Source organism: Vallitalea longa (assembly GCF_027923465.1).
In the GTDB taxonomy this organism is placed as follows: Bacteria; Bacillota; Clostridia; order Lachnospirales; family Vallitaleaceae; genus Vallitalea; species Vallitalea longa.
The window spans coordinates 14,365-39,652 of sequence record NZ_BRLB01000028.1; the positions used below are offsets into that span (position 1 = coordinate 14,365).

The 25,288-nt window shown below is 32.2% G+C and carries 16 protein-coding genes; 5 read left to right on the forward strand and 11 right to left on the reverse strand.

The window, feature by feature from the left end; translation table 11 throughout:
- The first annotated feature begins 36 nt into the window (after positions 1-36).
- Positions 37-915, forward strand: a complete 879-nt coding sequence (locus QMG30_RS23710) for an AraC family transcriptional regulator (RefSeq protein WP_281819644.1) — start codon at positions 37-39, stop codon at positions 913-915.
- A 215-nt stretch (positions 916-1,130) separates the two neighbouring features.
- Complete coding sequence (locus tag QMG30_RS23715) at positions 1,131-1,949, forward strand: YihY/virulence factor BrkB family protein (protein ID WP_281819645.1); 819 nt, start codon at positions 1,131-1,133, stop codon at positions 1,947-1,949.
- 131 nt (positions 1,950-2,080) lie between these two features.
- Here QMG30_RS23715 and xylB read toward each other — a convergent pair whose 3' ends face one another.
- The 9 genes from xylB to QMG30_RS23760 form a co-directional block, all read right to left on the reverse strand.
- On the reverse strand, positions 2,081-3,553 hold the full coding sequence (gene xylB, locus QMG30_RS23720) for a xylulokinase (protein WP_281819647.1): 1,473 nt from the start codon (positions 3,551-3,553) through the stop codon (positions 2,081-2,083).
- Positions 3,554-3,577: 24 nt separating this feature from the next.
- Positions 3,578-4,618 carry an NAD(P)-dependent alcohol dehydrogenase gene (locus QMG30_RS23725; RefSeq protein ID WP_281819648.1) on the reverse strand — a complete coding sequence of 347 codons (1,041 nt, stop codon included), beginning with the start codon at positions 4,616-4,618 and terminating at the stop codon, positions 3,578-3,580.
- Positions 4,619-4,691: 73 nt separating this feature from the next.
- A complete protein-coding gene (locus QMG30_RS23730) occupies positions 4,692-5,705 on the reverse strand; it encodes a sugar ABC transporter substrate-binding protein (RefSeq protein WP_281819649.1) in 1,014 nt (337 codons plus the stop codon).
- 112 nt (positions 5,706-5,817) lie between these two features.
- On the reverse strand, positions 5,818-6,810 hold the full coding sequence (locus QMG30_RS23735) for an ABC transporter permease (protein ID WP_281819651.1): 993 nt from the start codon (positions 6,808-6,810) through the stop codon (positions 5,818-5,820).
- Positions 6,811-6,830: 20 nt separating this feature from the next.
- Positions 6,831-8,324: a sugar ABC transporter ATP-binding protein gene (locus tag QMG30_RS23740; RefSeq protein ID WP_281819652.1), complete on the reverse strand. Its 1,494-nt coding sequence runs from the start codon at positions 8,322-8,324 to the stop codon at positions 6,831-6,833.
- Positions 8,325-9,036: 712 nt separating this feature from the next.
- Positions 9,037-10,644, reverse strand: a complete 1,608-nt coding sequence (locus QMG30_RS23745; protein ID WP_281819653.1) for a response regulator transcription factor — start codon at positions 10,642-10,644, stop codon at positions 9,037-9,039.
- A 31-nt stretch (positions 10,645-10,675) separates the two neighbouring features.
- Positions 10,676-12,412 carry a sensor histidine kinase gene (locus QMG30_RS23750; RefSeq protein WP_281819654.1) on the reverse strand — a complete coding sequence of 579 codons (1,737 nt, stop codon included), beginning with the start codon at positions 12,410-12,412 and terminating at the stop codon, positions 10,676-10,678.
- 21 nt (positions 12,413-12,433) lie between these two features.
- On the reverse strand, positions 12,434-13,951 hold the full coding sequence (locus QMG30_RS23755) for an ABC transporter substrate-binding protein (protein ID WP_281819655.1): 1,518 nt from the start codon (positions 13,949-13,951) through the stop codon (positions 12,434-12,436).
- 229 nt (positions 13,952-14,180) lie between these two features.
- Positions 14,181-16,637: a SpoIID/LytB domain-containing protein gene (locus QMG30_RS23760; protein WP_281819656.1), complete on the reverse strand. Its 2,457-nt coding sequence runs from the start codon at positions 16,635-16,637 to the stop codon at positions 14,181-14,183.
- Positions 16,638-17,101: 464 nt separating this feature from the next.
- Here QMG30_RS23760 and gltB point away from each other — a divergent pair, with 464 nt between their 5' ends.
- The 3 genes from gltB (at position 17,102) to QMG30_RS23775 (ending at position 23,572) form a co-directional block, all read left to right on the forward strand.
- Complete coding sequence (gene gltB / locus QMG30_RS23765; RefSeq protein ID WP_281819657.1) at positions 17,102-21,634, forward strand: glutamate synthase large subunit; 4,533 nt, start codon at positions 17,102-17,104, stop codon at positions 21,632-21,634.
- Positions 21,634-23,097, forward strand: a complete 1,464-nt coding sequence (locus QMG30_RS23770) for a glutamate synthase subunit beta (RefSeq protein ID WP_281819659.1) — start codon at positions 21,634-21,636, stop codon at positions 23,095-23,097. Before gltB ends, QMG30_RS23770 begins: the two co-directional genes overlap by 1 nt.
- A 274-nt stretch (positions 23,098-23,371) precedes the next feature.
- Positions 23,372-23,572, forward strand: coding sequence for a cold-shock protein (locus tag QMG30_RS23775; RefSeq protein ID WP_113676178.1), 201 nt, complete (start codon positions 23,372-23,374; stop codon positions 23,570-23,572).
- Positions 23,573-23,647: 75 nt separating this feature from the next.
- Here the strand turns inward: QMG30_RS23775 and QMG30_RS23780 are convergent, their stop codons facing one another.
- Both QMG30_RS23780 and QMG30_RS23785 read right to left on the reverse strand, forming a co-directional pair.
- A complete protein-coding gene (locus QMG30_RS23780; protein ID WP_281819660.1) occupies positions 23,648-24,007 on the reverse strand; it encodes a DUF1667 domain-containing protein in 360 nt (119 codons plus the stop codon).
- Positions 24,008-24,010: 3 nt separating this feature from the next.
- Positions 24,011-25,273: an NAD(P)/FAD-dependent oxidoreductase gene (locus QMG30_RS23785; RefSeq protein ID WP_281819661.1), complete on the reverse strand. Its 1,263-nt coding sequence runs from the start codon at positions 25,271-25,273 to the stop codon at positions 24,011-24,013.
- Positions 25,274-25,288: the final 15 nt, after the last annotated feature.

Below are 25,288 nucleotides of genomic sequence, written 5' to 3' on the forward strand. Positions count from 1 at the left end.
ATATTGGTTTGCATTATTAGTATGTGAGGTGTTTTTATGACTAATCAATTAGTTGATCTAAAATTCAGTAGTTCCAGTTCATTTATAATCAACAGAAGAGTTCATTTAGATTATTTTCTACCACATAAACATGATTTTGTGGAATTCTACTATGTATATCAAGGAACTGGTAGTGAAACACTTAATGGGAAAGAATATATTTTAAAATCAGGAACCTTCTGCATCGTTCTTCCTTATCAAGTTCATCAATTATCATCAGATGAGAGCAATCCTGTCTCCCTTATCAATGGTGAAATTTCCTTGGACTCAATTTATGATACCGATTCGGCAACATCAGATTTATATGAACTATTATTCACGAATTTACCTTCCTTAATATACCTTAATAAAAAAATTTCATTAATCATTGAAGATATATTGAACCAATTACTTCAAGAACAAACTAACTTTTACATATCCAAAAACAAAATGATTAAGGCTAAATTAATCGAATTATTTATAATAATCAACCGCTTTCGTTATAATAATCTTGATAGTTCCTTAGAAAAAAATATCAACTCCAAGGCTTCAATCAATAATAATTCCAATCAACTTATATGGGAAATTATTTATTATGTACATTCACACTATCAAGATAATATAACATTAGAAAAACTATCTAATCTGTTTCATTTGAGTAAGCCTTATATCAGTAGTCAATTCAAAAAACAATTTGGTCAGAATTTCATATCTTTTTTGAATGAGATTAGAATCAAAAATGCTTGTATGTTGATACTGTCAACTAATCTATCAATCACCGAAATAGCTTTTACTTCCGGTTTTAAGTCATATTGTTCTTTTACAAGAACATTTCATCAGATAAAAGGTATGTCTCCTAGTAAATTTAAACAGGCTAATCTATCATTGAAATGTTAATAATAATTATGATTACATTTTACTTTATGATATTGTAACTAACTACTATAATATTAACGAAAACATTGCAATTATTAAACCAATTCATTTTATTGTCACTTGCTATCCAGACAACATGCGTAGGTAAGAAATATTCCTTGATATACTTCCATTTTTTGCTTATAATAATATTATTATATTAAGCACCAATTGTATTAATTAGGAGGAAGCTTTCTATGAATTTAAAAAAAGCCATTGTATTCGTTGATCTAGTTAAAAGAATACAATCAGACGATATTACAGCTTGGGCTTCAAAACTCACTTTTTATATACTGTTATCCATATTCCCTTTTATATTGTTTTTGATGCAGATACTTAGTTATACATCATTATCCAATGTAGATGTACTCTATCAATTCAAAGATATTTTTCCAGAAGAGATTTTTGGAGTTATAGGTTTCATAACGGAAGATATACAGAACACTCAGAGTGACACTTTATTGTCAATTGCTCTTATTGCTACAATATGGGCTGCTTCCAAAGGCATAATGGCTATAATAACAAGCCTTAATAAAGCATATAAAGAAAAAGAAACTCGTTCATATATTTTTTTGAGGTTGATGTCATTCGTATACACGATAGCATTTGCGATAGTTCTGATAATTACTTTTATCCTTATTATCTTTTGGAACAAATTGCTTAATTTGGCATTTTCATATATTTATCTGCCTACGGGTTTGGAAGGTATAATAGATCTTATAAGAATACTCTTTGCAATGGTACTACTGTTTTTCTTCTTCATTCTGCTATATAATGCTTCACCCAATAAGAAGATAACTTTTAAAGAAGTCGTACCTGGTGCAATAATTTCGACTATAGGATGGTTGGTTATGTCCTTCATCTTTTCTTTCTATGTGGATAAGATAGGTAATTTTTCATATATGTACGGTAGTCTAGCAAGTATAATCATACTTTTGATATGGCTATACCTATGCAGCATAATCATTTTGGTAGGTGGTGAACTGAACGCCATATATTTCGAGAAGAATAAATGAAAAGGCTGATATAATACATTTCATGATCAAACTAAGTGATAACGACATTATCATCTTATGTTTATCCTATGATTCAATGTATTATATACAGCCTTTTTTTATTTAACATATTTTCTATTTAAAGCTTATCTTTATATTATTTCTTTGAACAGTTCTTTTGTTGCTGGATATATCTTAACGAATTTTTTATATTTATCATTATATTTATTTACATTATCTTGGTCTGGTTCTATGCCTTCAGTAACTTTAATGAACTTTTTACATGCTTCTTCGACAGAATCAAAAAGTCCATAACCAACAGCCGCTAATATTGATGCTCCATATGCTGGTCCTTCATTAGTATTTAATTTGTTCACTTTCACATCAAGTACATCAGCCATTATCTGACACCATAATCTACTCTTGGAACCACCACCATTGATGCTTATGCTGTTTATTTCAATACTCATTTTCTTCATTATCTCAAAAGTATCACGAAGGGAGAAAGCTACTCCTTCCAAGACTGCTCTTGTCATATTTTTTCTCTCATGAGTCATATTCATACCTATGAACAATCCTCTACAATTAGGATCATTATGAGGTGTTCTTTCTCCCATTAGATATGGAAGATAGAATAAACTGTCATCAATCTTGGCATCTTCCGATTCTTCTAGCAATCCATCAAAATCTTTAGTCTTATTGATCTCTTCCACCCACCATTTCAATGATGAAGCGGCAGCTAATGTTACACCCATCAAGTGATATTTACCATTAGCATGGCAGAAAGAGTGAAGACTGTTGTTTTTATCAACGAAGAAATTCTCATTAGATGTAAACACTACACCTGAAGTTCCAAGTGATATAGAACAAGAACCTGATTCAACTACACCGCCTCCTACAGCAGCAACAGCTTGGTCTCCTCCACCTATGACTATTTTTACATCTTTATTTATACCTAGTTCATCTGCCAAATCGCTCTTTATATTACCTATAGGCTCAAAAGATTCGTATATTTTAGGCAATTGATTTTCAGCAATATGAAGAAGCTCTAACATATCTTTTGACCATTTTCTATTTTTAACATCCATATATAAAGTACCTGAAGCATCTGATACGTCAGTTGCGAATACACCAGACATTTTATATGCTATATAGTCTTTTGGAAGCATTATCTTCTTAATCTTACTGAAGTTTTCCGGTTCATGTTTTCTGAGCCATAAAACTTTTGGAGCTGTAAACCCTGTAAGGGCTAAATTACCAGTCCAACTGGATATAGTTTTCTGCCCTATTTCTTTGTTAAGATATTCACATTCTTTGTCCGTCCTTTGGTCATTCCAAAGTAATGCAGGTCTTATGACATCATCACTTTCATCAAGTGTAACTAATCCATGCATTTGACCACTGAAACTAATGGCTTTTACTTTTTTCTTGTCTAATCCTTCTAGTAATTCCAATAAACCTTGCTTAGATTGTTTCCACCAATCCTCGGGATTTTGTTCTGACCATAGTGGTTCAGGAAAATAGATAGGATATTCTTTACTTATAGTCTTAATAACATTTCCAGTTTCATCTGTAGCTATTATCTTAACAGATGTAGTTCCTATATCAATACCTATAAAATACATGTTAATCCCTACTTTCTCCTGCTATTAATTTATTTTTATAACAGCTTTTACAACTTCACTAGCATTGTTTACAACAAAATCGAAAGCTTCTTTTGTATGTTCGAAGTCAAATTCATGACTGACAATTTGCTTAACATTTATAGAACCGCTAGCAATAGCATTTATTGCAACTGGATATAAGTTTCTATATCTGAATATAGTTCTTACTTCTCCTTCTTTACCCATTAATTTCATAAAGTTAAAGCTTACTTCATCTTTAGGAGTCATACCAACCAATACAATAACTCCACCACGTTTTACTACATCTACAGTTTGTTTGACTGTTGCTTCTGCTCCTGCTGTATCTATAACCACATTAGCTCCTTTTCCATCAGTCAATGATTCTATTTCCTTGATTACATTTTTTTCTTTTGCATTAATCACTGAAGTTGCTCCAAGTTTTTCAGCCATTTTTAATCTATTTTCCAAAACGTCTACTACGATGATATTAGAAGCTCCTCTTGCTTTACATGATAGTAATGTAACAAGTCCGATACAACCTGTTCCGAATATGACAACTGTATCACCTAGTTTGACTTCACCTATACTAGCTGCATGTAGACCTACGGCAAGTGGTTCAACTAAAGCACCTTCCATATTACTTACGTTATCAGGTAATTTGAAACACATATCTTCTGGATGTTTCACGTAATTTTGAAGAACTCCATGATATGGAGGTGTTGCAAAAAATTCTACATCAGGGCATAGATTATATTTACCTTCTTTACAAAATTCACATTTACCACAAGTCTTTCCTGGTTCTAAACACACTCTATCTCCAACAGCAAGATTCTTGACTTCGCTTCCTACTTCAACTACTTCACCTGCACACTCATGTCCTAATATAAAATCACCATTTACAATGAAATCTCCAATTCTACCATGTTGATAGTAATGAACATCCGAACCACAGATACCTACTGTATCAACCTTGATTAACACATCTTTTTCTGAAAGTTTTGGCATTTCAACATCTTTAAATGTCATATTATTAGTTCCTTGCATAAATACAGCTCTGTTTTCCATATACGTTTCCTCCTCATTTTAAGAAAATTGGTACGAGCATTTAAGCTGCGTACCAATCAGTTATTATTGATTTTTATAATGCTCCTGCTTTCTTGTGCATTTCTATAGTATCATCAACATTATCACTATTGATTAATGGACAATCTATATCGATATCGATTTGCTCTTCTTCTCCAGTTAATAATTTGTTGGCTGTATCTAGTAAAGCTTCTGCTAGATCATAAGCACTTTGTAAACATGTTGATGTCATAAGTCCATCTTTTATCAACAATGCAGCTTCTGCTGTACCATCTACACCATATGCTAAGATATCTTTGAATTTGTCATTGCCTTTTACTGCCTCTAAAGCACCAGCAGCCATATTGTCATTCATTGCGATAATTGCATCTATTTTATCATTAGCTTGAATCCAAGTTTCCATATAGTTCATAGCTTCATCTTTGTTCCAGTTTGCAATTTCATCTCCAACTACTTTTACATCTGGACGTTTATCCAAGAATTCAGTTTTCCAGCTTTCGTATCTCTTATCAGCGTGGAAGTTTCCTGGAGGGCCTTTTAATACTACTACGTTAGCATTCTCTGGAATTTGGTCAAGAGCTGCAACTGCATTAACCTTAGCTTGCTCATATGGGTCAGCATCTACTGAAGATGCTCCCTCAATATCATCGATACGTGCATTAGTTGTTATTGTTACGATTCCTGCCTTAACAGCTTTCTCAGCGTAAGGTCTCTGAGCTTCACCATTATTAGGTTGAATTATTATAGCATCATATTTATTAGTTATTGCATTTTCAATTAATGAGTTTTCTGTATCATCTGATGCTTGTCCGTCAAATACATCTACTGTGATGTTATCGTATTTATCAGCTTCCTCCATAACAGAATTCGCTAACCATGCTGCAAATGAATCTGCCTGAGCTCTAGCTATAAAAGCGACTTTATAAGGTTTATCTGCATCTTTTGTATCTTTTTCTTCTGTTACCTTAGTACCATCATCAGTTTTACTGTCTTTTTCAGATGATTGACACCCCGCGAACATGAAAGTAATCATTGATACTATTAATGTTACTACCAAAATCTTTTTCATTTAAATTCCTCCTTTAATTTGTAATAGAAGTCTCATTTCAAGTTATTTTATCTAAATATGAGCTTACTTAAATAACTTTGTTATATAAGCAAATCCCATATAAGATTCTGAATTAATTTTTAGTGCTTTTCTTTTTCTTCTCTATACTACCAAGTTTACTTTTAGTCCTCTTAGTCTTAGCCCATATATCATATATAACAGCAAGGGCAATGATTGCACCACGTACTATCTGTTGAACATATGAGTTGACTCCTGCAAGTACCATGATATTATCCAAAAATCCTACGATGAATGCACCTGCTAAAGTACCTGCTGCTGTTCCTACACCACCGCTGAAACTTGTTCCCCCTATTACAGCTGCTGTAAGGGCTTTGAATTCATAACCAACAGCTCCGTTAGGCATACCCCCATTATTACGAGACATGAATAACAAACCAGCGATACCTACGAAAATACCATTTATTATGAAAGCTTTCATTTTGATCTTGTTGACATTGATACCGGATGCATTAGCGGCTTCTTCATTACCTCCAATGGCATAAGTAGAACGTCCGAATGTTGTATGTTTCAATAAATACCAAGTAATAATAAGTATTACCACTAAGAATATCATTGGAATAGGAATTCCCATAATAGACTTTTGTCCAAATACTGTATAATCACCGATTTGATAAATATTTTGTCCTTTTGTGTATAATAATGCTGCACCACGAGCCATAGTCATCATTGCAAGTGTAGCAATAAAAGGTGGGGCTTTGAACTTAGTTACCATCATTCCATTAATAATGTTACAAAGTACACCTGCTATTATTGCAACTACAAATGCTAATAATAGGTTACCTGTCATTTTATATACATCAACTGATAATACCCCTGCTAGAGCAAGAACAGAAGCAGATGATAAATCCAGCATTCCTGAAATAATAAGTATCGTCTGACCAAATCCTAATATGGTTGCAACTGAAATCTGTCTTGATATATTAGAAAAGTTATTTATAGTGGCAAAATTCTTGTTAGCTATACAGCAGATTATAAATAATGCTAGAAGTACTAAATATATGCTGTATTTGCTTTTTATGGCTGCCCATGTTTTATTAGTTCTCATGTTCTATCTCCTCCATCTAACTATTTGGTTTTCGTAGCTAACCTCATAATATTTTCTTGAGTAAAATCTTTTCTTGTTAGCTCTCCAGTTATTTCTCCCTTTGCCATAACATAGATTCTGTCGCACATACCAATAAGTTCAGGAAGTTCTGACGAAACCATGATAAGCCCTTTTCCTTCTTTAACTAAATCTGTCATCAGTTTATATATTTCATATTTAGCTCCTACATCAATACCACGTGTTGGTTCATCTAAGATTAAAATATCCGGATCCGTTACCATCCATTTTGCTAAAATGACTTTTTGTTGATTTCCACCACTTAAGGATTCAATAGATGTTTCTAAAGTCGGTGTTTTTACATTCATATTTTTACAATATTCTGCTACTGTTTTGTTTTCTAATTTTTCATGCAACCTGCCTTTAAATATAAATCTTTTTAAGCTGGCAAGGGAAGTATTTTCTCTTACACTTCTTACTGGAACAATTCCAAAACGTCTTCTGTCTTCGGATAGCATAACCATTTTTTTATCAATACTATCTTTTACATTTTTAATCTTCACTTCTTTTTCTTTTATAAGAATTTGACCGGATTCATGTTCATCCAAGCCAAATAAGCTTCTCATTACTTCTGATCTACCAGCACCCATTAGTCCAGCAAATCCAATAATTTCACCTTCACGAACATTAAAACTTACATTTCTATAATTTTTTTCATGGTTTAGATTTTTTACTTCCAAAACATTTTTACCTAACTGTACTTTTTCTTTTGGATAATCATTACTCATCTTTCTTCCAACCATTTGAGCAATTACTGTATCCATGTCATATTTATCTTTTGGTCTTGAATCAACTACTGCTCCATCACGAAACACTGTTATATTATCAGCGATCTGAAATATTTCTTCCATTTTGTGAGAAATATAAATTATACAAGCACCTCTGCTTTTTAATTCATTGATCTTTTCAAATAGAACCTTAACTTCGTTTTGAGTTATAGCAGATGTGGGCTCATCCATTATTATGATATCTGAATTATATGAAATGGCTTTTAGTATTTCTAACATCTGAATATCCGATACTGTCAAATCTTTTAGTTTAGTTTGAGGAGAATACTTAAGATTTTCTTTTTTCAACAGTTCCAAAGTACGTTTCCTTATCTCATGCCAATCTACCTTCCCTAGTTTGTCTTTAGGCCAATTACCAACAAATAAGCTTTCCTCTATTGTCATTTCAGGTATATAATTGAGCTCTTGAAATATCATTGATATACCAAGGCTTCTGGCTTGAATTGGATTTTTTATATCGACTGCTTTTTCATCAATCAAGACTTGACCGGAGTCTGGTTTATATATACCATTAATAACTTTCATAAGGGTAGATTTACCTGCTCCGTTCTCACCGCAGATTACATGAACTGTACCTTTTTCAACTGCAAAATTAATATTATCTAACGCTTTTACACCTGGAAATGATTTTTCAATATTAGAAACTCTTAATTTTATGTTTTGATTCATAGCCTTGTCATCTCCTTTCAACTGTATTGTGCAATTTAACTTGTTTGCTTTTGTAGGTATAATGATATACCATAATTACCAACAAACAAATGGTCTATATTATTAATTTTTTATACAATTTTACTCGTTAAAATATTAACTAATGATTAATGTATTTTTTTATACTTAGTTAATATTTTTTTATACTATATTAATATTTTATAAGGGATTTTGCACAAAATGTATTTGGAGGATAGGGTTTTGTGATGAAATAGTTATAGTTTTTATATTTATGGGATGTGAATTTTAATATTTTTTAACAAAGTTTTTTAAAAGATATTAGTTGGGTAGTGGTGGCTCACGGGAGGATACGTTTGTGATAAATAGTTAGTTTTACTTCGCCTTACTCCTGAAGGATCGGTCTTCGTAAAACTAACTATTTATCACATTTATGTTTTTGTGTAAGATGTATATATATCAGGAGTTATGTGGGATATGATTATATAATTTTAATAATGGATTGAAAACAAGAGATTTTGGGGAGAAATGCTTGTGTGAAAAGGAATAGAAGATAGTAATATAAAACAGTCTGGCTCCATATAAGTGGAGGACAGACTGTTTTAAGGTCATATAAGCGTCTTTTTATTGTGATTGAATTAATGAATTTATTAATTTTTGTTAGTAATTGGTTGTAAGTCACATAAGTATACTTAGTAATGAATAGTTGGTTTTACTACATATTTATTTTGTATTTTTGTTTTTCTTTATATTCCATTACGGTCATTCCGGTTATTTTTTTGAATACTTTACTGAAATATTGTTGATTGGAGAAACCTACTTTTTCAAATATTTCTTTTATTTTGTTATCTGGTTTCAGGAGCATCTTTTTAGCTTGTTCGATTCTTAGTTCATTGATGTATAGGGACATAGTTTTTCCTATGTCTTTTTTGAAGATATTGCATAGATAGTGTTTTGATAGGTTAAGGTCCATGGCAACATCTTCTAGAGATATTTTTTGCTGGTAGTTGTTTTCTATATAGTTAATCGCTCTGTTAACCAGTAGTTTTGAATGGTCATGGGTTAGATTTTGCAATACTTCTATTACTTTTCCTATTAATCCATTAAATAATTCTATTATACCTTCTTGATTTCCACAGTTTATTATTTGGTAGTGATAATATTCTAGGTTATTGATATCTTTATTATTAACGAATAGCTGTCCGAATGAATTGAATATGTCACCTACTAAATTGGAATAGAATATTTTAGCCGTTTTGGGATTAATGATATTTTCTCTAAAGTATTTACTTACCTCAATGATTAATTTATTGGAAGCATCAAGATTTTCTTGCCCAATATATTCTATAACTTGTTTATTGTACTCGTTCTTCAGGTCGAATACGTTAACATCGTTAAATGTTATGTTATTAATTATTATAATAGAAGCATTGTGCTCTGTTTTATAAAATAATATCTGTGATTTCTTAGTATATTGTTTATATATCTGTTCTAGTTCACTTAGTTCTTTTACTGGATTAATGTAAACAACATTTACAGGAGTATCAAAATATTGTTTAGCTGCATTTTCTACAGAGAGAAATATACGCTTCAATTCAGATATGCTAAGCTTAGATGATGATAGCAAAAAGTTATATTTCTTATCGGCAATGGTAAAAAGATATTCTATATTTCTTTCGCTTAATTGTTCATAAAAAATATTCATGACAGCTTGATTGATTTGCCTGATTCTATCAACATCTTCTTTTGATACATTTTCATTATTAACAACAATACTTAAGAATACGAATTTAGTATTTATATATGGGAATTCAAGGTTTTTACATCTTTCTTTTAGTTTATCATCAATGACGAAATCTAATTTTATCATATCGTCAAATAAAGCTCTTTTCATATCATTAGTGTTTTTTCTGACTTTGATGTGTTTATCTTTTTTTCTGTTCTGTGCTTCAATTTTATTTTTTATTTTATTCATTATACTAATAAGTTCTTCGTCTTCGACTTCGGATTTCAATATATAATCATCTGCACCTACTTTTAAAGCTTTTCTAGCGTATGAGAACTCATCATAACATGTTAGAACCAATATTTTAACATCTGGATTTTCTTTTCTAGCTTGTTCCACAAGCCATAGACCATCTTTTTTCGGCATCCTGATGTCGGTTATGATTACATCAGGCTTATATTTCTTATATTGTTCATACCCTTGTTCTCCATTTGATGCCTCAGCCACTACAGTAAAACCAATGTTCTCCCAATCAATCGTTGTTTTCAATCCAACTCTTACAAGCACTTCATCATCAACAATTAGTACTCTATACATCTAATAGCACCCCGTTCTTTCTGTCATTAAGCTATTCATTGACTTTTAATGCAACTCTCACCAATGTTCCAGTACCTACTTTTGTTTCTATTTGAACTCCATAACCTTTACCACAATATAGCTTGATTCTTTGATTGACGTTGTTAAGACCAACTTTACTGAATTTGTTTTTATCCGATGTTGATTTAAAGATTTTTTTCAGTATCTCATCTTCTATTCCAGGTCCATCATCAATTATTTCTATTATCAAATCCCCATTATCTATAAAAGATTTTATATTAATGTTCAGATCATTATTTTCATCTCCTATACCATATATAATTGCATTTTCAACTATAGGTTGTAAAAATAATTTTGGGACCGTTAATTCCATACACTCATCGTCAATATCATAAGTTACATTAATAGCTTCATTGAATCTTAGTTTCTGTATGACTATATAATTCTTAACATAATCAATCTCTTCTCCGAGAGTAATCATTTCTCTTCCTAAATTGGTACTTATCCTCAATAATTTGATTAAAGCTGTTATCGCCCTACTAACACTTTTGTTTCCTTGAATCTTAGCCATCCATTTGATTGTATTTAACGTATTATACAAGAAATGGGGGTTAATCTGTGCATGAAGCGCTTCTAACTCCACTTCTTTCTTTTCTTGTTCTTCTTTTACCAATTTATCTATAAGCACTTCCATCTCAGAAATCATATTGTTGAGACTATCACCTAGTTGTCCCACTTCATCATTGGAATGTACTTCCGTCCTAACGGTCAGATCCCCTTGTTCTACTTTATTGATTACCTTCTTCATTTTCATCATGGGTTCAGTATATCTGATGGAAAAGAAAATCATGAATAGAATTATAACTATACCATATAGAAATCCTCCAAGGAGAAAATATTTTTGTATCTTGTTTATCTCTTCATATAGATATCCTGTGGAAATAGTCTTGATAATTTTCCATCCGTTACTTTCTATTGTAGAATAGATAGCTACTTTATCTATTTTATCTTTGTACTGAACATAATTATTAAAATCCTTGCTACTTAGAACCTTTTGAGCATATGGCTGAGCTGTTATTGATGTACCTATTCTATCTTTATCTGTATGGCTTATTATGGTACCGTTTTTATCACAAATGAAAAGTTCAGTATTCTCATCATCAATTAAGCTTTTATAAGATTGTTCCAATATGACTTCTTCCAGATCAATCAACAGATATCCATAATCATCTAGAGTATTGAAGTCTATAATTCTACGAGCCAGTGTGAAATAATATTTATCAAATATTCCTGATAGTATTTCTATATTCTCCTTCTTGGTAGGAATCCATATAGGTTGTCCAGAAGAATTTTCAAGTGCTTCATCGGCTTTATAATTGCTTGTTATCTTAGTTGCTCCAATAGAATAATTTCTCTCCTGCAAAAGCAGGTCAATCACTTCTATATCATCTCTTGACGTAATGAATCCTCTAAGTACGTTTTTGAAATCATCGACTCCATAGTCAGCTTCGTTTTTTAGCATATGAAGCAAATTGTTGTTAGATATTATTACTGTAGAAAATTCTTCAATATCCTTTAAAATAAAATCAATTTTTTCTCCTGTTTCAAATACGGATTGTATAGCTGTATCAGTATATTTATTTTTAATGATTTCCTTAACAGTTTTTGAATAGGTAATAGATATCGCTATTACAGGAAGTGCAATCAATACTATGGCGATTATACCAAGTTTGACACGTAAAGCATGATATACCCTTATTCTTTTCATCTGCATTCTCTCCTGTGCCGATTATTCTTGTAATTGTATCTGTCTTAACTGGGAATATATCTTTTCACTAACTTCATTAGTATCCAAGTCATATTCTACCATATCATGAAGGTTGCTGATTATTATTTGTTCTACATCGTAGAAATTAGATATCTGTGGTCTCAAGTACAGATTTTCAGGTTTCCAAGCATCTAGTACTGCACTCATATGTTTTATGAATGTATCTTGTGTAGATATCTCTTCTGGATTGTTGATATGTTTATCAATCAATGTATCTTCATAAGGCGATTTTCTTGTGGGTAAACTTCCTCCTTCAGGATGTTTGAGTACCTTCAACTGCATATCTTTGGAGGTCGCCCAAGTTATAAAAAGCCATGACGCTTTTTTTTCTATATTTGTAGCATATTTATTAATTCCTATACCTGAACCGCCAAAGATATTGGCACTTTTCTCATCGCCATAGGGTAATATACAATAACCTACTTTTCCTGCGACTCTTGAATGAAGTTTGTCCTCCATATAGGTATAATTTTCATCCCAATTAGGCATCATAGCTATTTCTCCATTTCTAAAAGCATTGGCTGAGTCTGTCCAATTCCAATTTACACTTTGCGAAGAAGAAGATTTTACTATTTCTTTATAGATATCAAGAGCTTTAATAAATTCCTTATCCTTGACATTGATATTAGTGAAAGACTTTAGTCCAAGAGTATTAATGTTATCTTCTATAAAGTAATCTCCTCCATAAGAAGCTAATACATTAGAGAAATCACAGAAGATGGAATTATGCTTCTGCGCCATATGTCCACTTCCATATTTAACTTCTTCATCGGGTACATTTTCATCAATCCAGTTTGCTACTTCAATGTATTTTTCCCATGTAAAATCTTTAGATCCTGGTGTAGGGTCATATCCATTTTGTTCCATGAATTGATCTTTGTATTTATCGAATATATCTTTTCTGTAATACAATATCATTGTCGTACTATCAAAAGGTACTGTATACAGGTTATTATCATCGGCAAAATAAGAAACTACCTGTTTTTGGTTATCTATAAAGTCATCAGTATAACCAATGATATGGGGATAATCAGGATTTGTATTATAGGGATTAAGAACCTCCAAATAGTCATAAAACCTATTTAGGGTTTGATAGGGATCCACATATATAAGCTGGTATTTTCCAGCTTTCGCTATAAAATCCAGATTTACCTTCTGCACCAATGTATCAAAATCCACAGCTTTCACCTTAATATTGATGCCTGTAATCTTCTGAAATTCTTCACTTTCATGAAGAATTACATTAGCGTACAAATTATTTTCAACAATAAAATTAAGAGTGATACCGTCGAATTGTCTAATATCATAATTCTCAGGTAAATCCAGATTCTCAAAATTCGTTCCATTTAGATTATTATCTTTTATTTCAATATCTTGTTTTATTTCTCTACCATTATTCTCTTTCGAAATATAGGTTATAATCAAAATACCTACTACTACTATTATAGAAATTATTACTGTCAAAATCTTTCTGTTCATTTATGTCACCTGCTCTATTATATATTCCATATTAGCTAGTCATTTCAAAACAATAAATATTGTCACAACATTTTATAATTACCTTTCATATAATTTAAGTAGAATAATACAAAAATCATATACCCAAGATGAAAATATAATATTAATTGCATAAACATATTTTCATCACACTGATATTGATTTGTTAAATTATTATACCATATTATAATCATTCTACAAAAGGAAATATTTAATATATTTCTTTGATTTTAGTTCCATTATAGTAATGGCTTAATATCTCTTCATACTTGTAACCTTTATCAACCATGCCTTTTACACCATTTTGGCTCATTCCTACTCCATGACCGTAACCCCCTCCTCTAAAGAGTATTTTGATTAGGTTACCGTCTTTATCATATTCTTTATCCATAATATAAAAAGCACTTGGCATCATTGACCCTCTGACTTCCCTACCATCTTGTAAAATGACAGGAGCCGTTTCTTCTCCTTTGATATAACTGTAAGGCGAAATCAACAATCTGATATTATATTCAGTTGATACCTTCACAACACCTTCTGAACCTTCAATAAGCATTTCTGTTATAATACCGCTTTTTCCTCTTTTGTATACAGCAATATCTTTTAATTCTCCTATACCATCTATTGGTCTACTTCTGAATATCTTATTTTCATCCAATGTCTTTATCTGTTTCGGTTGTATATCATATCTCTTGCCTATGGTATTATTGATAGTTGATTCAATATGTTCTCTAGTCAACTCAACTGACCATCTGTAATAGGAGAATTGCTTATCATAGCTGTCGATTGTATCCTCCAATATGAATTCTCGAAACAATTCTTCATCTTGCATATCTTGGTATTTGGTTTCTCCATCAAACTGAGGACTTCCAGTAAGATATTCAGGCGAATAATTTGGAAATTCATGGGTACTACCATTTGCCCATACATCACCTGAACTTGCTGTATATCCGCAAGAAGTGGAAAAGAAATTAGCCGAGACAACATTACCATTATAAGTAAGCCCTTTTCTGCTTGTCGCTTTTACAGCTTCTATTGATGTTTCGTTCTCTGGAGTATTATTATAGACTTGCGAACTGACACTATCTATGACATGTGCTCCATACTTACAATAACTGTTGGAATTAAATTGTGTATATGCATAACTTCTAGCACATACCGCTTGAGTTTTAGCCGGTTCCAGCCCATATGAAGTAGGCATTTCACTAGGTACCACCGCATATAAATACTCTTCTATGGGGACTTCATTAATAATCAAATATCCTTCTGAATCTTTTACTATTTCTAATTTTCCTCTATAAGAAGGTATAAAAGCTGAATTACCATTACCTCTTTTAATATTATTTATTGTTATCTTACCATCATTCAATGGTTTTATATATACTCTGTTACCATCTCTAAAATAATCATTGTTGATATTAGTAACTTCATTAGCCTTTACCTGTTTTTTATCATTTTCATATTCAATAATATAATCTGTCGATGCTGTCACTTCTACCTTATCATGATATTTGTTTGCAAAACCAGTTGTGCTAATCAGCACTCTAATATCTTTCATATCTACTTTATCCCTTATGATTGCAGCACATACATAGCCATTATCATCAACAATGAAATTAGTTGATTCATATCCGACAATGATATTACTGACACTCTTAAAGTGTAATCCATCTACTGTAGAATATACTTTTGCATCATCAGTCAAAGAGTATGTTCCTAATTCATTAATATCAACCTTATCATTACTTATTGATAGTACTTTGTTGGATATCATATTTTCTTTTAACAATATTCCTGTTATATGTCCATCATTGATGATTATATCCCCTATACAGTTTTTCTTATGCTTGTATTGATCATGATTTATAGTAAAATCTCGACTGACACCACCCATAAAAACTGTAGCTACATTTTCATTTATTTCTTCTATATATGCATTGGTCAATTTAGGTATTTCATTCCTAATTTCTTTTACTGCAACGATTTCCCTATTTCTTATTATCACTTCTATTTCTTTATCAAGATAACAATCCAATGTCAATCCTTCAAAAGTATACATACCGTAATTAGTAGCCATCTGCCAAGATCTAAGACTACTACTATTAGCTGGCGTTGCAAAAACGATTAATTTCTTAGTCCTGATTCCACCTTCGTCCTCATTTTTTTTGCATAGTACATCATAAAAAGACATAAAATCATTATAATCCACTGCATCATCATTACTATCAAAATCAATATCATGTTTTTTCAAATCAATATCAAATCTTTGGCTTACAGTCTCTAATTCTTTATTGGTTAATGGCCTTAAAGGATTAAATGTTTTAGTTCCTCCCAGCATCCATTTATTAATAACAACAATATTAATATATTTATCGAACCAATTATCAGGCGTAGAATCTTCAAATTCAATTTCTCTATCACTTATTTCAATTGTTTTCTTATCAAAATTTGCAAGTGCAATCATTTTTGCTGCTACTGCTCTTGTTATTACCGTATCACTTTTGACAGTGACTGGTTCGTTTGTATCTTTTTTTGTATCAGGTGGTGTTTGAATAAGTTCGTCATTTTCATTATCTATATTATTATCCTCTAAAGTGTCTTCTGTTTCTGTACAACCACTAAGCATAATTATAACCAACACAATCATCATTAATTTTATATACCTCATCAAATAACCTCCATATATTGTTTCATTTGTAAAATATATACTCCACACTTATTTTATCATATATTATTCATTTATACTAATGATTATAGTTACCTATGAAATATTTTGTTACTTGTTAATAGTAAGTAATTTCATCTTGTATAATATATATATTATTAAGGGCTTGTTTATGTCTATTTTTTAAAAAAATAACTATTTTATATTTTTTTATGATGGATACCAAGTAAAAAATTTCACTTTATATTCTATATTACCCATAAATTTCCTTATAAGCACTTAACAAGTAGTGATTATAACATTCACATATAGCACACTATCATATTCTCCTACATGTATTTAGTAACATTTCACAAAGTCTTCATTATGAATCGACATATATTTCATCCTTCATTGTATTGAATTATCTAATAATTTATGGTATACTATCTAAAATACTCTCTATACAACAACAAGGAGGCAATGATATGAATAACTCTTTTGGCTTACCTGAGAAACAAGGTCTTTATGACCCACAATTCGAGAAAGATAATTGTGGAGTTGGTTTTGTTGCTCATATGAAAGGTAATAAATCCCATACAATAATAGAACAAGGATTAAAAGTGTTAGTTAACCTTACTCACCGTGGTGCTGTTGGTTCTGATCCTGATTCAGGTGACGGTGCTGGTATTTTAATCCAGATTCCACATAAATTCTTAACAAAAGAAATGAACGAATTAGGCTTTTCTTTACCCGAAGAAGGCAAGTACGGTGTTGGAATGGTCTTTTTACCTCAAGAACCCAATGCTAGATATTTCTGTGAAGGTGTATTCGAAAAATATCTAGAAAAAGAAAATCTTGATCTAATAGGCTGGAGACATGTTCCCGTTAATGAAAGAGCATGCGGTTTGACAGCTAGAGGTACTAGACCAATGGTACACCAGATATTTATTAAAAAAGGTGATTTATCAACTACTGAATTCGAAACAAAGTTATTTGTAGTTAGAAAACTAGTTGAAAAAGCTATAAGAAAGGCATCTCATGCATATACTGAAGCATTCTACATATGTAGTCTTTCAAGTAGAACGATGATATATAAAGGTCAGCTTCTTGCTAGACAGATACCAGAATTTTTCCCTGATCTACAAGATTCTGATATGATAAGTGCAATAGCCTTGGTCCATCAAAGATATAGTACTAATACTTTTCCATCATGGGATAGAGCTCAACCTTTTCGCTTCTTAGCACATAACGGTGAGATTAATACCCTAAGAGGCAATGTTAACTGGATGAACGCAAGAGAAGGTATTCTTAAATCAGATATTATAGGCGAAGATGTAAAAAAATTATTCCCAATAATTACACCTGACGGTTCTGACTCTATGAACCTAGACAATGCTCTTGAATTATTAGTGGCTAGTGGAAAATCATTGACACATGCCATCTCTATGCTGATACCAGAAGCTTGGCAAGAACACTCAACCATGGATGAGAATAAAAAAGCATATTATGAATATCATGCAAAATTGATGGAACCTTGGGATGGTCCTGCTGGTATTGCATTTACTGATGGTATTAAGATAGGGGCTACACTTGACCGTAATGGACTTCGCCCTGCAAGATATTTAGTTACTGATGACGATTTAGTAGTTATGGCATCCGAAACAGGCGTACTACCTTTTGAGGCAGAAACCATTATCAGAAAAGGAAGATTAGAACCTGGAAAGATGTTCTTAATTGATACTGAACAAGGAAAAATAATATCCGATGAAGAAATCAAAAAAGAACTATCTAGTAAAAAATCATATAAAAAATGGATAGATAAGAACAAATTGATTATAGAAGATCTTCCTACTCCTCATGATCCTCAAATACTTAGCCAAGACAGGATTAAAAGATTACAGAAAATTTTTGGATATACAGAGGAAGAACTCAAGAGAGTTATCGCACCTATGGTTGATTTAGGAAAAGAACCTATAAGTTCTATGGGTAACGATACTCCACTAGCAGTATTATCCGAAAAACCTCAATTACTTAGTAATTACTTCAAACAACTTTTTGCACAAGTAACTAATCCTCCAATCGACCCTATTCGTGAAAAATTAGTTATGTCATTAAAACAATTCCTAGGTTACAAAGGTAATATACTTGGTGAATTGAACGAAAAGAAAAATATCAATTTCATAGAACTAGATACACCAATATTAGATAACGCCAATTTCGAAAAGATACGTCATATTCATCACAAGGATTTCAGAGCAGTCAAGATTCCTATTATCTTCCCTGTCAGCAAGGAAGGAAAAGGTCTAGAAGAAGCTCTTGATTCTCTTAATGAACGCGTAATAAGCAATATAAATGAAGGTTATAACATCATTATCTTAAGTGACCGTAATATTGATAAATACAATGCACCAATACCAAGTTTATTAGCTACTTCTAGTGTACATCATCACTTAATCAAGCAAAAACTAAGAACCAAAGTAGACATCATTGTGGAAACAGGAGACGCTAGAGATGTTATGCATATGGCATTGTTAATAGGTTACGGTGCTACTGCTATCAATCCTTATATTGCATTTGATACTATAATGCATCTTGTTGAAGATAAACTATATGTTACAGAAGACATTTCATATGATGAAGCTTACTCAAGATATAAAAAAGCTCTTGGTAGTGGACTTCTTAAGATTTTATCTAAAATGGGAATCGGTACTCTTCAGAGTTATCATGGAGCGCAGATTTTTGAAGCTGTAGGAATCAAGAGTGATGTTATTGATAAATATTTTCCTAATACTCCTTCAAGAATTGAAGGAATTGGACTTGATATAATTGCAAAAGAAGTCATCATTCGCCATAATGCAGCATTCAATTCTCTTAGAAATCCATACAAAAATCTGTTAGAAGGTGGTAATTTGCATTGGAGAAAAGAAGCAGAAACACATTTGTTCAATCCAGATACAATCAGTAAATTACAGCATTCATGTAGAACAGGTAATTATGACCTCTATAAAGAATATGCCAGCCATATAAATAATCAAAGTGAAAGATTATGTACCATAAGAAGTATGTTTGATTTTTCAACAATGGGAGCAATCCCTATTGACGAGGTAGAGCCTATAGAAAATATAGTCAAAAGATTTGCAACGGGTGCTATGTCATTTGGTTCTCTTAGCAAAGAGGTTCATGAGACCTTAGCTCTTGCAATGAACAAAATTGGTGGTAAATCCAATTCAGGTGAAGGTGGAGAAGATCCTAAAAGATTCGTCAAAGATACTGATGGAAATTCTAGAAATAGTGCAATTAAACAAGTAGCATCAGGACGTTTTGGTGTAACAGCTGAATATCTTGTCAATGCAGAAGAAATTCAGATAAAAATGGCTCAAGGAGCTAAACCAGGTGAAGGTGGTCATCTTCCAGGACACAAAGTTAGTGAAGCTATAGCTAAAGTACGTCATTCAACTCCCGGAATTGATTTAATCTCTCCACCACCACATCATGATATATATTCTATAGAGGATCTTGCTCAACTCATATATGACCTCAAGAATATTAATGAAGATGCTCGAATAAATGTAAAACTTGTTTCAGAAGTAGGAGTTGGAACAGTTGCAGCAGGTGTAGCAAAAGCTCATGCGGATGTAGTGCTAGTATCTGGACATGATGGTGGTACAGGAGCTTCTCCAGCTAGTTCCATCAAATACGCTGGTCTCCCTTGGGAATTAGGTTTAGCTGAAACTCAACAGACACTACTCATGAATGACCTTAGAAGTAGAATCGTGGTTCAGACAGATGGTCAATTGAAGACTGGTAGAGATGTTGCTATAGCAGCTTTACTCGGTGCAGAAGAGTTCGGTTTCGCTACAGCTGCCTTAGTAGTCTGCGGATGTATAATGATGAGAAAATGTCAGAAGAATACATGTCCTGTAGGTGTAGCGACACAAGATCCAGAACTACGTAAGCATTTCAAAGGCAAACCTGAACACTTAATCAATTTCTTTACATTCTTAGCTACAGAGCTTAGAGAATACATGGCAGAAATGGGCTTTAGAACAATTGATGAAATGGTTGGACGTGTAGATATGTTAAAACCAAATGAATCAAGAATGAATTGGAAAGCTAAAAACATAGATTTCAACTCTATACTATACAGACCAGAACTACCATCAAGAATTCAACCGAAACGTGTAAAAGAACAAGAACATGGCTTAGAAGATATTTTTGATAGAACACTAATAGCCGATGCAACAGAAGCTATCAATAATAAAACAAAAGTAAACAAAGAATATCCTATTAGAAATATCAATAGAACTGTTGGTACAATGCTCGCAGGAAAAGTTGCTAAAAAATATGGAGATAATGGATTAGACAATGATACTATACACTACAAGTTTAATGGTTCTGCTGGTCAGAGTTTCGGTAGTTTCATTACTTCCGGTCTGACATTTGAGCTAGAAGGAGATGCCAATGACTATCTAGGAAAAGGTTTATCTGGCGGAAAAATAATTGTATATCCTAACAATAAGTCAAAATTCGATGCTGATAAAAATATTATCGTAGGAAACACATTGTTGTACGGAGCCACTGATGGCGAAGTATATATTAACGGTATTGCTGGAGAACGTTTTGCAGTAAGAAACTCAGGAGCTACAGCAGTTGTTGAAGGTGTAGGTGACCATGGCTGTGAATATATGACAGGTGGTATTGCATTAATCCTAGGTCCAACAGGACGAAACTTCGGTGCTGGTATGAGTGGTGGTATAGCTTATGTTCTTGACGAAGCAGGTGATTTTGAAAAGAATAGATGTAATTACCAATTAGTAATTACTGAAAACATACTAGACAGTGATGAAAAAAGAATCAAGAAACTACTAGAGAACCATATAAAATATACTAACAGTAAAAAAGCTCAAGAAGTAATTGATAATTTCTCACAGTACAGAGATAAGTTTATTAGAGTCATTTCTCCAGCATTTAAAGAAATACTACTTGAGAAAAATCTTGAATTCAGGGGGTGTAAGTAATGGGAAAAGCAACAGGTTTTAAAGAATTCGAAAGAAAAGTTGGTAATTATAAACCGGAACTAGAGAGAATCAACAATTTTGATGATATTTATTTACCATTAAATAATGATGAAATTAAAGTACAAGCATCTAGATGTATGGATTGTGGAGTACCTTTTTGCAGCTATAACTGCCCTCTTGGCAATATTATTCCTGACTATAATGATTTAGTCTATAATAATCAATGGGATAAAGCTCTAGAAGTTCTTCATACTACTAATAACTTTCCTGAATTCACAGGCAAAATATGTCCAGCTCTATGCGAATCAGGTTGTGTTCTTGGTATCCATCAAAAACCTATAACCTGCAAGCAAATAGAACTAGCTATTATTGAAAAAGGTTGGGAAAAAGGAATAGTAAAACCACAGCCCCCTGCTGTAAATACAGGTAAAAAAATAGCTATTGTAGGCTCAGGTCCATCTGGTCTTGCAGCAGCTCAGCAATTAGCAAGAGTAGGTCATACCGTTACGGTATTTGAACGTGCAGATGCCATAGGCGGATGCCTCAGATATGGTATACCTGATTATAAACTTCCACAATTATATATTGACCGTCGTGTTAATCAAATGGAAGAAGAAGGTGTCTTTTTCAAGACTAACACTAATGTAGGTAAAGACATCAGTGTAGAAGAATTAAAAAACAAATTTGATGTTATATGTTTGACTGGAGGTTCAACAACACCTAGAGATCTCGAGGTATCAGGAAGAAATCTTTCAGGTATTCATTTTGCAATGGAATTCTTACCACAAGCTAATAAAAGAAGTGTTGGAAAAGATGTTGCAGAGAATGAATCCATTACTGCTAAAGATAAAAAAGTAATTGTTATCGGTGGTGGTGATACTGGTTCCGATTGTGTTGGTACATCAATAAGACAAGGTGCTACTGATGTTATGCAACTAGAATTACTTGATGCTCCTCCTGCATCAAGAAGCAAAAATCAACCATGGCCAGTATATCCGATGATTCTTAGAACTTCAACTTCTCACAAGGAAGCGATGGCAAAATTCAGTAAAGATATAAGAAACTATAGTATCGCAACTAAATCGTTTGAAGGCAAAGATGGAAAAGTTACAAAAATAAACTGTATTAAACTTTCATGGACTACAGATGAGAACGGTAGAAAATCCATGCAGGAAATCCCAGGAAGCGAATTCCAACTTGATGCCGACTTAGTACTTTTTGCAATGGGATTCTTACATCCCGAACATAAAGGTATGCTAGATGATTTTGGCGTTAATTACGATGGACGTGGTAACGTGTTAGCTGATAGTAATTGTATGACTAACATAGAAAGCGTGTTTGCCGCTGGAGATATGAGACGAGGTCAATCATTAGTCGTTCATGCCATAGCAGAAGGCAGAAAACTTGCCAAATCAGTTGATGAATATCTAATGGGAACAACATATCTTAGAAGTTCTTTATAACATAAAATATTACCATACTTTTGTATTTAATAAAAAAGTATGGTAATATTTTCGTAATAATAAGGTAAATATTACCATACTAGATAATTAAATATAAAGAAATATTAATTTCATAGTAAAATTATACTGAAATGTTAACATAAAATTATATAAAACTATATTTTTTGAATAAAAATATTAATTCTTTTTAAAATAAAATTTGACATTTCTCGCTGTATATGATAGTCTATATTAGTAAAGAATTACAAATAATTTTATTTCGGAGGATGTTTTAATGAAAACTGGTATCGTAAAATGGTTTAACAGCGAAAAAGGATTTGGATTCATTTGTGTTGAAGGCGAAGATGATGTATTTGTACATTTTTCTGCAATTCAAGGTGATGGATTTAAAACTCTAGAAGAAGGCCAAAAAGTTGAATTCGAAGTTGTCGAAGGCGCTAGAGGACCTCAAGCAGAGAATGTAGTTAAGCTATAATAAATGAACTATTTAAAAAGAAGGTAATAATTACCTTCTTTTTTTATTTGCAAAAACAAGAATCATATATAATCATTATAGCTTCTTTACACTCCTAGAAGCTATAATATCTACACCAGTACTACAAATATTATGGAAAATAATATTGCCTCTGCTGATAGGTGCTTTCACAGTAACTTTATACAACTCATTAACACATTCAAACATTTTATTTTTAGGTATTTCATCACTACTAATTACAGCTAATCTTTTTAGATGGCTACCTTCGATTCTAACTGTAGTAGTTAGCATCCTCTTGGGATTAGTAAATTCATTCTCACCAAATACCTTACCTCTTTTGCAAGTATTTCCTTCTACTACTATTTTATCTCCATCATTATATACAGTTAAGTGACAACTCATAGGACAAACAATACAAGTAAATTCTTTTTTCATTTTCTACCCCACCTTTACACTAATTGTTAATTCATTATTACTTGATTTCAATTCTTCGGATTTTATATTTTCAACAATCATTTCTGGTGGTAGTACAACTACATGTTTCTTATCCAAACAAATTTTCCCATCAATTTCACCTATAACTTTTACTTTCTTCTCTTTTTGCTTAACTCTGAAATAAATAGGTAAATGTTCTTCTAGATTATCCGATCTTATTATCTGTGGTACAACAAAATTAACATTATCTCCTGGTACGATTGATTGATATCTATCCTCCAGATTCAGCTTTCCATCTAAGTATTTTGCTGCGCCTCTACCTGCTATTTCACCTGTTAATGATACATAATCTACCAGATCAAAAACTGTCACTACATTACCTGCTGCAAAAACTCCTTCTACAGAAGTCATAAAACTCTCGTCTACGACTGGACCCTTAGTACGTGGATCGATTTTGACTTCCAATTTCCTTGATAACTCATTTTCAGGAATCAATCCTACAGCTAGCACTAATAAGTCACAATCTATATATCTTTCAGTACTTTTTATAGGTCTTCTTTTTTCATCTACTTCCGCTACAGTTACACCTTCAATTTTCTTATCACCGTGTATTCTTACTACAGTTGTTGATAGATGCATCGGTATATCATAATCATTTAAACACTGGCATATATTTCTTGTAAGCCCTCCAGGTGAACTCATCAATTCATAGACTCCTTCAACTTCTATACCCTCAAGAGTCATTCTTCTTGCCATAATTAAACCGATATCTCCTGAACCAAGAATAACTGCTTTTTTACATGGAAGATAACCTTCCATATTAATATACCTTTGTACTGTTCCTGCTGTAAGTACTCCACTTGGTCTTGTTCCCCATATAAATACTTGCGAACGTGTTCTTTCTCTGCAACCCATTGCTAAAATGATTGCACCACATTCAATTTGCATCATACCTTCATTTTCATTCATTGCATATATCATCTTGTCTTTAGTGATTTCTAATACTATAGTCTTTAATTTTACATCTATATCTTCGTAATCTATTTCTTCAATAAAGTTTTCTGCATATTCACAACCGGATAATCTTTTCCCGAATCTATGTAATCCGAATCCATCGTGTATACACTGTTGTAATATTCCTCCTAATTCTACATCTCTTTCAATTATAAGAACATTATCCACGCCTTGTCTTTTCGCTTCTATTGCAGCGGCTAACCCTGCTGGACCTCCACCAATAACAGCTACATCAGTTTTAATTCGTTTCACTTCAATCCCTCCCAA